A 12915-nucleotide genomic window follows, 5' to 3' on the forward strand; every position below is an offset into this window, starting at 1 on the left:
ATTTATAATTTATTGATAATTAGTGTTTTAATTTATTTTTCTTGTAAACTTTTTAAAAATAATTTCAATTCGTGTTTTAATTTTAGTTAGCTTTGTATTGCTGAAAAGTTGTAATTTTTTATAACTGATTGGCAATCCCCCGTATAGTTTAATTATCCACACAAAATCAATAAGAAATGCAAAAAACAGAGACCTCTAGTTTGAAAAAAACCTATACGCAAGAAGAAGCAATAAAAGCATCTTTGGAGTATTTTAAAGGAGACGATTTAGCGGCAACCGTTTGGGTTAATAAATATGCACTTAAAGATTCTCAAGGGAATATTTATGAAGCAACTCCAAACGATATGCACCGTAGAATTGCAAAAGAGATTGCAAGAGTTGAGCAAAAGTATGCTAACTCAATGACAGAAGATGAGGTTTTTGATTTAATAAAAGATTTTAAATATATCGTTCCGCAAGGAAGCCCGATGGCTGGAATTGGAAATCCGTATCAGGTAGGTTCTTTGTCAAACTGTTTCGTAATTGGAAACGATGGTAACTCCGATTCGTACGGTGGAGTTATGAAAATAGATCAGGAGCAAGTACAATTAATGAAGCGTCGTGGTGGTGTGGGACACGATTTATCGCATATTCGTCCGAAGGGGTCCGAAGTGAAAAATTCAGCTTTAACTTCAACAGGAATTGTTCCGTTTATGGAGCGTTATTCAAATTCTACTAGAGAGGTAGCGCAAGATGGTCGTCGTGGGGCGTTGATGCTTTCAGTATCTATAAACCACCCGGATGCAGAAGATTTTATCGATGCAAAAATGGAGCAGGGAAAAGTTACTGGAGCAAATGTTTCAGTTCGTATCGACGACGATTTTATGAAAGCTGTTGATGGAAAACTTAACTATACGCAAAAATACCCGATACATAGTGCAAAGCCAAAAGTGTCTAAACACATTGAGGCGTCGAAACTTTGGAATAAAATTGTGCACAATGCATGGAAATCTGCCGAGCCTGGAATTCTATTTTGGGATACCATTGCGAGAGAGTCGGTGCCAGACTGTTATGCCGATTTAGGCTACAAAACTGTGTCGACAAATCCGTGTGGAGAAATTCCTTTGTGCCCTTACGATTCTTGTCGTTTACTAGCTATTAATTTGTATTCGTATGTTGAAAATCCGTTTACAGACAAGGCTAGTTTTAATTTCGACTTGTTCAAAAAACATGTTGGATATGCACAACAAATTATGGACGATATCATCGATTTAGAACTTGAAAAAATCGATAATATTTTAGCAAAAATCGATGCAGATCCAGAGGGTGACGAAGTGAAATTGGTTGAGAAAAACCTTTGGTTGAATATCCGTAAAAAAGCTTACGAAGGAAGACGTACTGGAGTTGGAATTACTGCGGAAGGAGATATGTTGGCAGCATTAGGTTACCGTTATGGGTCTAAAGATGCGAATGAATTTTCAGTAGAAGTGCATAAAACAATTGCTTTGGCTGCTTATGGAGCTTCAGTAGAAATGGCAAAAGAGCGTGGTGCTTTTAGTATTTTTGATGCCGATCGTGAGAAAGACAATCCATTTATTCTTCGTTTAAAAGAAGCCGACGAGAAGTTGTACTACGAAATGCTCGAACACGGACGTCGAAATATTGCGCTTTTAACGATTGCACCAACAGGAACTACAAGTTTGATGACACAAACCACTTCTGGAATTGAGCCAGTGTTTTTACCTGTTTATAAAAGAAGACGTAAAGTAAATCCGAATGATAAAAATGTACGTGTTGATTTTATTGATGGAGTAGGAGACTCGTGGGAAGAATATGTAGTTTTTCATCACCGTTTTAAAGAGTGGATGCAAGTAAACGGCATCGATACTACCAAAAATTACAGTCAAGAAGAAATTGATGCGCTTATTCAAAAGTCGCCATATTACAAGGCAACGTCAAATGATGTTGATTGGATGAGTAAAGTACAGTTACAAGGTGCCGTGCAAAAATGGATAGACCATTCTATTAGTGTGACGATTAACTTGCCAAACGATGCTACGGAAGAGTTGGTGGGGCAACTATATTTAGAAGCTTGGAAGGTAGGTTGTAAAGGAGTTACAGTGTACAGAGATGGCTCTAGAAGCGGTGTTTTAATTTCTAATGAAGAGAAAAAAGAGGAAGAAGAAACTTCAGAAAAAAGAGCTTTTACAGCTAAAAGACCAGAGGTTTTAGAGGCAGATGTAGTTCGTTTCCAAAACAGTAAAGAGAAATGGATTGCCTTTATCGGATTAATTGACGGTGCTCCGTATGAGATATTTACAGGTTTGGCTGATGATGAAGATGGAATTTTGATTCCGCGTTGGGTTGAAAACGGGGTAATTATTAAAAATAGAAATGAAGACGGAACTTCGCGTTACGATTTTCAGTATCAAAATAAAAGAGGTTATAAAACCACTATTGAAGGACTTTCACATAAATTTAACCCTGAATTTTGGAATTATGCAAAATTAATTTCGAGTACACTTCGCCACGGAATGGAGATTGAGCGTGTTGTGCATTTAATTAATAGTTTGCAACTCGATTCAGAATCGATAAACACTTGGAAAAATGGAGTTGCTAGAGCTTTAAAACGTTACGTGCAAGACGGTACAGCTGCAAAAGGACAAAAATGCAGCAATTGTGAAGGTAGCAATTTGGTGTATCAAGAAGGTTGTTTAACCTGTAAAGACTGCGGATCCTCAAAATGTGGATAAATTAGATTTTTAATTACCTTATTTAAAAGATTAAATAACAAAACCTCAGGTTTGCTTTTTAAGTGAATGCTGAGGTTTTTTGTTATGTCATATCGAGCCTGCCTTTGTCGGCAGACAGGCGGAGTCGAGATATCTCATGCTGTTGAATTGTTTAATCGGTTAATTGTTGAATTGGAAGTCAAAAAGTAAATATGTTAAAGAGTAAAGATTTGTTTTGTTTAAACTTTGCCACTTTGTTCCTTTTTTACTTTGTAAAATTCGGTCATATCGAGCTTGCCTTTGTCGGCAGACAGAGGGAGTCGAGATATCACAATCTGTTGAATTGTTTAATCGGTTAATTGTTGAATTGAAAGTCAAAAAGTAAATAAGTTAAAGAGTAAAGATTTGTTTTATTTAAACTTAGCCACTTTGTCTCTTTGTCTCTTTGTCTCTTTGTGAAATTCGGTCATATCGAGCCTGCCTTTGTCGGCAGACAGGCGGAGTCGAGATATCTCATGTTGTTGAATTGTTTAATCGGTTAATTGTTGAATTGAAAGTTAATAAAAAAATAAGTAAAGAGGAAGACTTGTTTTCATTCATACTTTGAAATTTTGTGTCTATGCATCTTTGTAACTAAAGAAAGAACTATGATTTTAGGTAAAATCTAAATCTCCTAATCACACTTTTCAAATCCCAAATTGTAACAGCCAACAACAATTTTTTAAGTATCTTCGTCTGCAAATAATTGAAATTGGAAAAGAAACGAATTTTAATAACAGGAGCTGCAGGTTTTTTAGGATCTCACCTTTGCGATCGATTTATTGCTGAAGGAATGTACGTAATAGGAATGGATAATTTAATTACTGGAGACCTTAAAAATATCGAACATTTAAAAAGCAATGAAAATTTTGAGTTTCGTAATCACGACGTAACAACATTTGTTGATGTTTCTGAATCGTTAGATTATATTTTACATTTTGCTTCTCCTGCTAGTCCGATTGATTATTTAAAAATTCCAATTCAAACATTAAAAGTAGGTGCGCTCGGTACTCACAATCTGCTAGGCTTGGCCAAAGACAAAAAGGCTCGCATTTTGGTGGCATCGACTTCTGAAGTTTATGGCGACCCTTTGGTGCACCCGCAAACAGAAGAATATTACGGAAATGTAAGTCCAGTAGGGCCTCGTGGAGTTTATGATGAAGCCAAAAGATTCATGGAGTCTATTACAATGGCGTACCATCGTTTTCATGGTGTAGATACTCGTATTGCACGAATTTTTAATACATATGGTCCAAGAATGCGACTCAACGACGGTCGAGTAATTCCTGCGTTCATTGGGCAAGCATTACGCGGAGAAGATCTAACTGTTTTTGGCGATGGAAGTCAGACGCGTTCTTTTTGTTTTGTTGATGATCAGGTGGAAGGTATTTACAGGTTATTGATGAGTAATTACCACGAGCCTGTAAATATTGGTAATCCGACAGAAATTTCAATTAAAGATTTTGCGGAAGAAATTATTAAACTGACGGGGACAAATCAAAAAGTAGTTTACAAGCCGCTACCTACAGACGATCCTTTGCAGCGCCGTCCAGATATTACAAAGGCTAAGGAGATACTTGGTTGGGAACCTAAAACTTCAAGAGAAACAGGAATGAAAATCACTTATGATTATTTTAAAAATCTTCCTGAAAGCGAATTATATAAAAAGGAGCATCGCGATTTTTCAGATAGAAATAGAAAGTAAAGTTTGAAACTTAGTGGAGCAAAGAGGGAGTTTAGAATAAAACATCCCTAAAGTCCCCTCAAGGGGACAATGAATTTCCTCCGCTACCGCACGATTATATCCTGTGGGGATAAATATTATAAAAGAGGACTGATATAAGTCATAGGTGCAAATTTAGTACCTAGAAGGATGAAATTAAAACTAAAAACATCCTTTTAAGTTCCCTCAAGGGATAATGTATTTCCCCCTTTGAAGGGGGCTAGGGGGATGTAAAGAAGCTGAAAAAAAGATTTATAATCAAACTGCAATCAACAATCAATAAAAAACTTTTCACTTAATAAATTATGTTTTTGCTTTTACTGGATGTACCTTTGAGGTTTTAAAATAAAGTCTATTTAATTCAGTAAAAATGAACATTCTTATACTCGGTTCTGGAGGTAGAGAACATACCTTTGCATGGAAAATTGCACAAAGTAACAAACTTACCAATCTTTTTGTAGCTCCAGGAAATGCAGGAACTGCGAAGATAGCAACCAATGTTAATATTGCGGTTACAGATTTTTTAGCAATTAAAGAATTAGTATTGACCGAAAATATCGAAATGGTGGTTGTAGGGCCAGAGGATCCTTTGGTGCAAGGTGTTCACGATTTCTTTTTAAATGACGAAAAACTAAAAAATATTCCTGTTATCGGGCCACAAAAAAGTGGAGCTATTTTAGAAGGAAGTAAAGAGTTTGCTAAAGAGTTTATGGCGCGTCACAATGTACCAACTGCTGCCTACCAGAGTTTTACTTCAGAAAGCTTAGAGGCAGGTTACGCATTTTTAGAAATGCTCAATGCGCCATATGTGTTAAAAGCAGATGGTTTGGCAGCAGGAAAAGGGGTTTTAATTTTAAACGACCTTAACGAAGCCAAAGCTGAACTCAAAAATATGTTAGTCGATGCCAAATTTGGAAACGCAAGTGCCAAAGTGGTTATCGAAGAGTTTTTAAGCGGAATAGAGCTGAGTGTTTTTGTACTTACCGATGGGAAAAACTACCTAACACTTCCAACAGCAAAAGATTATAAGCGTATTGGAGAAGGTGACACTGGATTGAATACTGGTGGAATGGGAGCTGTTTCTCCTGTGCCATTTGCCGACGCTACTTTTATGAAAAAGGTAGAAGACAGAATTGTAAAACCAACTATTGAAGGTTTCCAAAAAGATGAAATTCCGTATAAAGGTTTTGTGTTTATTGGTCTTATAAAAGTGGGAGAGGAGCCTTACGTTATCGAGTACAATGTGCGTATGGGAGATCCAGAAACCGAGGTGGTGTTGCCACGTGTTAAAAACGATATGGTTACATTGTTGCAAGCTACTGCAAACGGTACTTTAAATACGATTGATTTGGAGGTAGATGAAAGAACTGCTACAACGGTGGTTGCCGTTTCGGGAGGCTATCCTGAAGCCTACGAAAAAGGGAAAGAGATCACAGGATTAGAAACTGTTTCAGACTCCATAGTTTTTCATGCGGGAACTCAACTAAAAGATAACAAAGTGCTTTCTTCTGGAGGTCGTGTACTTGCTGTTACTTCTTATGGCGAGCATTTTAATGACGCTTTGAAATTATCTTATGAGAGTTTAGAAAAAATTTCTTTTGATAAAATGAACTTCAGAAAAGACATCGGTTTCGATTTATAATTGTAATTTTCAGTTTAAATTTGATAAAACTGAAAAATGAAACCAATTGCATCGTATATAAAATTACAAAAAGAGCATTCCATGAAATATTGGGTGCTCTTTTTTTTATTGTTTTGCGGATTGCAATTTTCTTTTGCGTCGTACATTTTAATTCCGATGGATGAAGAAACGCAAGAAAATCATTTAAAAGCATACGGAATTGCCTACTGGATTTTAGCAAAAAATGAAAAAGCGAAATGGTTATTAAATTATCGGGGTGGTTCTTTTCTGCTGAATGATACCGAGGATACGCGTAGAGAATGTCAAATAAGAGGAGTTTCTTTTGAAGTACTTTCGGATGCAAAGGCTACGCAAATTTTAGATGAAATAAGTAGTCCGTCTAAAAATCAAGAAGCGGTAGTTTTAGAAAAAGCTCCTAAAATAGCGGTGTATTCTCCAAAAGGAAATCAACCTTGGGATGATGCAGTAACCATGGTGCTTACTTTTGCTGAAATTCCATACGATGTGGTGTATGATACCGAAGTTCTTCAAGGAAAACTTTTGTTGTACGATTGGTTGCATTTGCATCATGAAGATTTTACAGGTCAATACGGAAAATTCTACGGCGCTTATCGCGCAACGCCATGGTATATTCAAGGGAAGCAAGAGGCTGAAGCTTTGGCAAAAGAATTAGGTTTCGATAAAGTTTCAAAAGAAAAATTGGCAGTGGCTACCACAATTCGCGATTATGTTGTTGGAGGCGGATTTATGTTTGCGATGTGTTCTGCAACCGATAGTTTTGATATTGCACTGGCAGCAAGTACAACCGATATTTGTGAAACAATGTTTGACGGAGACCCTGCAGCTCCCAATTATCAAGCGCAATTAGATTTCTCTCAGACTTTTGCTTTTCGCGATTTTGTACTGAAGCGCAATCCGATGGAATATGAGTTTTCTTCAATCGATATGACAGAAAAACGACGTACCATCCAAAAAGAAACCGATTATTTCACCTTGATGGATTTTTCAGCAAAATGGGATCCAATTCCTACCATGCTTTGCCAAAATCATACTACTTTGGTAAAAGGGTTTATGGGGCAAACAACCGCATACGATCCAAATACAATTAGACCAACTGTTTTGGTGTTAGCAGAAAATAAAGTAAATGGAGAAGCGCGTTACATTCATGGAATTAAAGGGAAAGGTTTTTTTACTTTTTACGGCGGTCATGATCCTGAAGATTATCAGCATAGGGTAGGCGATCCGAAAACCGAATTAGAACTGCATCCAAATTCTCCAGGATATCGATTAATTTTGAATAATGTATTGTTTCCAGCAGCAAAAAAGAAGAAGCAAAAAACATAATGTTGCATGAATTTTTTTCAGAAAGAAATTAAATTAAAAGCACAGAAGCGCGGTTTTCATCTTATTACCGATGAAGTTTTAAATGCGATTCCAGAAATCAAAAAAATTAAAATCGGACAATTACAGGTTTTTATCAAGCATACTTCAGCGAGTTTGACCATAAATGAAAATGCCGATCCTTCGGTAAGAGTCGATTTTGAAAGTCATATTAATAAAATGGTTCCCGAAAATGCACCTTATTATATTCATACGTATGAAGGGCCAGACGATATGCCAGCGCATATAAAAGCATCTTTAATGGGGGCATCGGTGCAAATACCCATTACAAACGGACGTTTAAATCTGGGAATTTGGCAAGGTATTTACCTTTGTGAGCATCGTGATTTTGGTGGTGCGCGTTCTGTAGTAATTACCGCTATGGGTAATTAAATTACATCTCTTTTGCTGAAATAAGTTTATCTAAAATGTATTCAACTCCGTTTTCATCGTTACTCTTTGTTTGGTAATTGGCTACTTTCACTACATTTGGATGTGCATTTTCCATGGCGTAACTAAAATCTGCCAAAGCAAGCATTTCAAGATCGTTGTTGTAATCTCCAAAAACCATTGTTTCTGCTTTTGTAACACCTAGTTTTTCTTGTACTAATTTTAAAGCATATCCTTTGTTTGCATTTGGATGCGAAAGATCCAACCAGTTTTTACCAGAAACTTTTACTTGTAAACTTTCTTCCAAATGTTTTACTGCGGGGTAAATGTAATCTTCAGAACTGTCAAAATGGTATACGGCAATCTTTACAAAATCGTCGTTGGTAACTTTTGTAAGGTCTTCAACTATTTTGTAGGCTGCATAGTACTCATTGAAAAGATTGATAAATTCGGTATTGTTGGTTTCTATATACGATGAGTTTTTTCCGCATAAAACAATATAAGTGTTATCGATATTTCGAAGGAGCTCGATAAGCGAATTTATCTTTTCTGTCGGTAAATTGGTAGTTAGAAGTTCGTTTACACCTTGTTTTGCAATTCCTCCATTTTCAGCAATAATAGTTATTTGGTCTACAATTGGTGCTAGTTTGTTTGTAATGCTACTGTATTGTCTTCCGCTTGCGGCAACAAAATGAATTTGGTGCTGCTCGAATTTTTCAAACAGTTTATAGAATGTGTTGCTAACTTCGCCTTTGCTGTTGAGCAGTGTGCCGTCCATATCGGTTACTACCAACTTAACTTTTGATAAATCCATATAGTTTTGATAAGGAGCAAAAATATAGTTTCTGATTTTAATTTGCGTTAATTGTTTGTTAGGATGAGATTGTTTTTTTTTTATCTATTAGCTATTGGGTGTTGATTTTTACTCTTTGTATTTTCTTCTCTGCGTTAGCGATTGTAGCAAGCTACCGTGTAGCGCGGAAAGCGCGACCCAAGGTAGTGATAACGGACTTGGGGAACGCCCAAATAAAAAAATCCAGCCTTTTTCAAGACTGGATTTTTAAATAAGCGGAAAAATATGTTGTTAAACGTTTACTTTACTTTTTCAACAATTGCTTTGAAAGCTTCTGGGTGGTTCATAGCTAAATCGGCTAAAACCTTACGGTTTAATTCGATGTTTGCAGCTTTAACTCCTCCCATGAACTGAGAATAAGACATTCCGTGTAATCTAGCACCCGCATTGATACGAGTAATCCACAAAGCGCGGAAAGTTCTTTTCTTGTTTCTACGGTCTCTGTATGAGTAAGACATTGCTTTCTCAACCGCATTCTTGGCAACCGTCCAAACGTTTTTACGTCTACCGTAGTAGCCTTTTGCTTGCTTCAACACTTTTTTTCTTCGTGCTCTTGAAGCTACTGAATTTACTGATCTTGGCATAATTTTAATTTTTTGTAGTAGGCGGTCTTTCGACACTTTGTTTCACAACTTTGTATTTATAACTTCATACTTGGTTGTGGCCTAACTCCAGGGTTAAACAATAATAATTGAACCGAAAGAACGATTACTTTAAACGTAATTGTTCTTTGATACTGTTCTCATCTGCTTTATCTACTAAACCAGAGTGAGTAAGTGCAAGCTTACGCTTTTTAGACTTCTTTGTTAAGATGTGACTTTTAAAAGCGTGCTTTCTTTTGATTTTACCAGTACCTGTAAGCTTAAAACGCTTCTTAGCACTAGATTTAGTTTTCATTTTAGGCATAATCCTAATATTTATTTAATAATTCCGCTTATTACTTTTATTCTTCTGAATAGTAAAACTTTGTACCTCGTACTTTTAACTTTGTACTTTATTTAGTTTTTTTAGGAGCGATGAACATTGTCATACGCTTTCCTTCTAACTTAGGCATTTGTTCTACTTTTCCAATATCTTCCAATTCTGATGCTAACTTAAGTAACAGAATTTCTCCTTTGTCTTTGTAAACAATAGAACGTCCTTTAAAGAATACATACGCCTTTAATTTGGCTCCTTCTTTCAAGAACTTTTCTGCATGTTTCTTTTTAAAGTCGTAATCATGGTCATCTGTATTCGGACCAAAACGAATTTCTTTTACAACCACTTTTGAAGCTTTCGCCTTCAATGCTTTTTCTCTCTTCTTTTGCTCGTATAAGAACTTTTTATAGTCCATTATCTTACAAACTGGAGGTTTAGCATTTGGTGAAATCTCAACAAGATCCAATCCTAATTCTTCAGCTTTAGCTAAAGCTTCTTTAGTTGGGTAAACATCCATCTCAACATTATCGCCTACCAGTCTTACTTCTGGAACACGAATTTCTCTGTTGGTTCTGTGCGGATTCTTAACTTCTCTCTTTTGAGCGTTTCTGTTAAATCTTTTAATTGCTATGGCTTATAATTTTTTAATTAAACTTTATTTTAAAACTTCTTTAATGTACGATTGATTTCTGTATTTATCAAATCTGAGAACTCTTTTATGGTTAATGTACCTAAGTCGCCCTCACCATGTTTTCTTACAGAAACTGTGCCATCTTTCTCTTCTTGCTCTCCTACAATCAGCATATACGGGGTTTTTTGCATTTCTGCGTCTCGTATTTTTTTACCAATTGTTTCGTTTCTATTATCTACAAGGGCGCGAATTTCGGCATTTTCCAATAAATTTAAAACTTTTTCGGCATATTTTTCGTATTTCTCACTGATAGACAGGATGGTAGCCTGTTCTGGCATTAGCCATAACGGGAAGTTTCCTGCGGTGTGTTCTAATAAAATAGCGATAAAGCGTTCCATACTTCCAAACGGAGCACGGTGTATCATTACTGGGCGATGTAATTTATCATCACTTCCTTTATAGTTTAGGTCAAAGCGTTCTGGCAAGTTGTAATCTACTTGTATGGTTCCAAGCTGCCAACTTCTTCCAAGTGCATCTTTCACCATAAAGTCTAACTTTGGGCCATAAAATGCCGCTTCACCAGTTTCTATAACGTAGTTAAGTTCTTTTTCTTTTGCTGCGTTAATAATTGCAGCTTCTGCTTTTTCCCAATTTTCATCACTACCAATGTACTTTTCTGGTTTTTCAGGATCGCGTAACGATACTTGAGCAGTAAAGTTTTCAAATCCTAAAGATCCAAATACATACAATACAAGGTCGATTACCTTTTTGAATTCCTCATCCAATTGGTCTGGAGTACAAAATATATGGGCATCATCTTGAGTAAATCCACGCACTCGAGTTAGTCCGTGTAACTCTCCACTTTGTTCATATCTATAAACCGTACCAAACTCAGCATAACGTTTTGGTAGTTCTTTGTAACTCCACGGGCGACTGTTGTATATCTCGCAGTGATGCGGACAGTTCATCGGTTTCAATAAAAATTCTTCATCCATCTTTGGAGTTCGAATTGGTTGAAAACTGTCTTCTCCGTATTTGGCATAATGCCCAGAGGTTACATACAATTCTTTTTGACCGATATGTGGCGAAACGACTTGTTCATAACCAGCCTGTTTTTGAGCTTTCTTTAAAAAGTTTTCAAGGCGCTCTCTAAGTGCAGCTCCTTTAGGAAGCCATAACGGGAGCCCTTGACCTACTTTTTGTGAGAAAGTGAAAAGTTCAAGCTCTTTTCCAAGTTTTCTATGATCACGTTTTTTGGCTTCTTCTAAAAGCTCTAAATACTCTTTTAAGTCTTTTTGCTTCGGAAAAGAGATTCCATAGATACGTGTAAGTTGCGGTTTGTTTTCATCACCTCTCCAATACGCACCAGCAACCGACAATAGTTTAACTGCTTTTACAATTCCAGTATTCGGAATGTGTCCTCCACGACATAAATCGGTAAAGGTATCGTGGTCGCAAAAAGTAATAGTTCCGTCTTCAAGGTTTTCAATAAGTTCCACCTTAAATTCGTTTCCTTGCTTTTTATAGAAATCCAATGCTTCTGCTTTTGTTACAGCACGCATTTTATAGTCGTGTTTCCCGCGAGCTATTTCAAGCATTTTGGCTTCAATAGCAGGAAAATCCTTTTCAGAAATTGTTTGGTCGCCTAAATCTATATCATAATAAAAACCATTATCAATAGAAGGACCAATAGTAAGTTTCACTCCAGGATACAACGCTTCAAGCGCTTGCGCCATAATGTGCGAAGTAGAATGCCAAAAAGCCTGTTTCCCTTCATCGTCATTCCAGGTATATAATACAAGACTCCCATCGGTGGTTAAAGGGGTAACTGTTTCAACTTTTGTACCATTAAAACTAGCCGAAATAACATTGCGAGCCAATCCCTCACTAATGCTTTTAGCAACATCCATTGGAGTTGTGTTTTTTTCAAACTCCTTAACCGATCCATCGGGTAAAGTAATCTTAATCATTATATATATTGTTTTTCAGTTTGCAAAGATAAGTCGAAGTCTTCACGCATACAACACTATATATAAGTATGTTTTATCTTTTTAAAAATCCATGTTTTTTGCTTTAGGTTTTGTAGATGTTTTTCAGTGTTCAGTTTACAGTATTCAGTATTTTATTTCCAACACCCCAAACCCAATACACAACACCCAAAACCTAATACCTAACACCCAGCACCCAACTTTCTATAATGGCGTGCCCCTATCGGGTCGGGCTTTGCGTTATATCTTTGCTCGTACCTCGCAAAGGATGCCACTCCAATCCCTCACGCGGAGGTGGTTTGAGGTTTGAAAAGTTTATTGTTTTATGTTTCTTGTTCAATGTCAACTCCCCCTTCGGGGGTTAGGGGGATGTAGAGAAGTTTGGAGTCGGAAGTGGGAAGCTCGAAGAATATGGCATCACTATATAGTAATAGTCAAAACATTCTTTGGGCCTTTGCCACTTTGAACCTTTGTCACTTTGCATCTTTACCTCAAGGCAATTCCCTCTTCGAAGGGGGCTAGGAGGATGTAAAAAGTCAATACTCAAATCAAAACCCATAACACTATACTATATATAATAAGTTGATAGCAGTCAAAACCTCCTTAGCGCCTTTACGTTTTTTATCACTTTGTGTAAAAC

General features: G+C 36.6%; 10 protein-coding genes. 5 read left to right on the forward strand and 5 right to left on the reverse strand.

Features of this window, described 5'->3' with window-relative positions:
• Positions 1–176 precede the first annotated feature (176 nt).
• The 5 genes from JMA43_RS09145 (at position 177) to JMA43_RS09165 (ending at position 7888) form a co-directional block, all read left to right on the forward strand.
• Complete coding sequence (locus JMA43_RS09145) at positions 177–2732, forward strand: adenosylcobalamin-dependent ribonucleoside-diphosphate reductase (RefSeq protein WP_342156190.1); 2556 nt, start codon at positions 177–179, stop codon at positions 2730–2732.
• A gap of 730 nt (positions 2733–3462) precedes the next feature.
• Positions 3463–4455 carry a UDP-glucuronic acid decarboxylase family protein gene (locus tag JMA43_RS09150; protein WP_342156191.1) on the forward strand — a complete coding sequence of 331 codons (993 nt, stop codon included), beginning with the start codon at positions 3463–3465 and terminating at the stop codon, positions 4453–4455.
• A gap of 388 nt (positions 4456–4843) precedes the next feature.
• On the forward strand, positions 4844–6115 hold the full coding sequence (gene purD / locus JMA43_RS09155) for a phosphoribosylamine--glycine ligase (protein ID WP_342156192.1): 1272 nt from the start codon (positions 4844–4846) through the stop codon (positions 6113–6115).
• 81 nt (positions 6116–6196) lie between these two features.
• The gene (locus tag JMA43_RS09160) at positions 6197–7459 is read left to right on the forward strand and encodes an asparagine synthetase B (protein ID WP_342156200.1); all 1263 of its coding nucleotides are present in this window, start codon (positions 6197–6199) and stop codon (positions 7457–7459) included.
• A 6-nt stretch (positions 7460–7465) separates the two neighbouring features.
• Positions 7466–7888 (forward strand): secondary thiamine-phosphate synthase enzyme YjbQ, encoded by a 423-nt coding sequence (locus tag JMA43_RS09165; RefSeq protein WP_342156193.1) that lies wholly within the window; start codon positions 7466–7468, stop codon positions 7886–7888.
• Between the two features lies 1 nt (position 7889).
• On the opposite strand, the gene JMA43_RS09170 is transcribed toward JMA43_RS09165, so the two are convergent.
• The 5 genes from JMA43_RS09170 to thrS form a co-directional block, all read right to left on the reverse strand.
• Positions 7890–8699 (reverse strand): HAD family hydrolase, encoded by an 810-nt coding sequence (locus JMA43_RS09170; protein ID WP_342156194.1) that lies wholly within the window; start codon positions 8697–8699, stop codon positions 7890–7892.
• Positions 8700–8977: 278 nt separating this feature from the next.
• Entirely contained in the window at positions 8978–9322 is a 345-nt protein-coding gene (gene rplT, locus JMA43_RS09175) for a 50S ribosomal protein L20 (RefSeq protein WP_342156195.1), read from the reverse strand.
• Between the two features lie 124 nt (positions 9323–9446).
• Positions 9447–9644, reverse strand: coding sequence for a 50S ribosomal protein L35 (gene rpmI, locus JMA43_RS09180; RefSeq protein WP_178949541.1), 198 nt, complete (start codon positions 9642–9644; stop codon positions 9447–9449).
• 88 nt (positions 9645–9732) lie between these two features.
• Positions 9733–10281 carry a translation initiation factor IF-3 gene (gene infC / locus JMA43_RS09185; RefSeq protein ID WP_342156201.1) on the reverse strand — a complete coding sequence of 183 codons (549 nt, stop codon included), beginning with the start codon at positions 10279–10281 and terminating at the stop codon, positions 9733–9735.
• 35 nt (positions 10282–10316) lie between these two features.
• On the reverse strand, positions 10317–12257 hold the full coding sequence (gene thrS / locus JMA43_RS09190; RefSeq protein ID WP_342156196.1) for a threonine--tRNA ligase: 1941 nt from the start codon (positions 12255–12257) through the stop codon (positions 10317–10319).
• Between the last annotated feature and the right edge of the window lie 658 nt (positions 12258–12915).

This window comes from Joostella sp. CR20 (assembly GCF_038433465.1).
GTDB lineage: Bacteria > Bacteroidota > Bacteroidia > Flavobacteriales > Flavobacteriaceae > Galbibacter.